This is a genomic window from Nonomuraea aridisoli (assembly GCF_003236395.1).
In the GTDB taxonomy this organism is placed as follows: Bacteria; Actinomycetota; Actinomycetes; order Streptosporangiales; family Streptosporangiaceae; genus Nonomuraea; species Nonomuraea aridisoli.
In genome coordinates, this window is sequence record NZ_POUD01000686.1 from 1 (window position 1) to 420 (window position 420).

Below are 420 nucleotides of genomic sequence, written 5' to 3' on the forward strand. Positions count from 1 at the left end.
CCGCTGGAGTTGCTAACCGACTTCATGCAACAGTTGGAGATGGAGAGCAACGGCAAATCCGTCCAACGCAACGGCGCGGCCATCGATACCGACACCGGCCCCATCGTCTGGGGCACGGCCGGCACCAACGGGCAGCATGCGTATTTCCAGTTGATCCACCAGGGCTCGCAGATCGTGCCCGTGGATTTCATCACCACACTCGAGCCGGTGCGCACCCTGCCCGGCCACCACGCCAAACTGCTCGCGAACTGCTTTGCGCAGGGCGAGGCGCTGCTGCTGGGGCGCACCGCCGAGGAGGTCCGCGCGGGCGGCGTCACCGACGAAGCGCTGGTGCCGCACATGGTGTTCGAAGGCAATCGCCCGAGCACGACCATCCTGATGGAAAGGCTGGACGCTGCGTCACTGGGCGCACTCATCGCC

The 420-nt window shown here is 65.7% G+C and carries 1 protein-coding gene; it reads left to right on the plus strand.

The genetic code is table 11. The annotated features are described in order from the left end of the window. Nucleotides 1–420: phosphoglucose isomerase-related protein (locus C1J01_RS54370; RefSeq protein WP_500048307.1), on the plus strand; the 420-nt coding region annotated here is incomplete at both ends.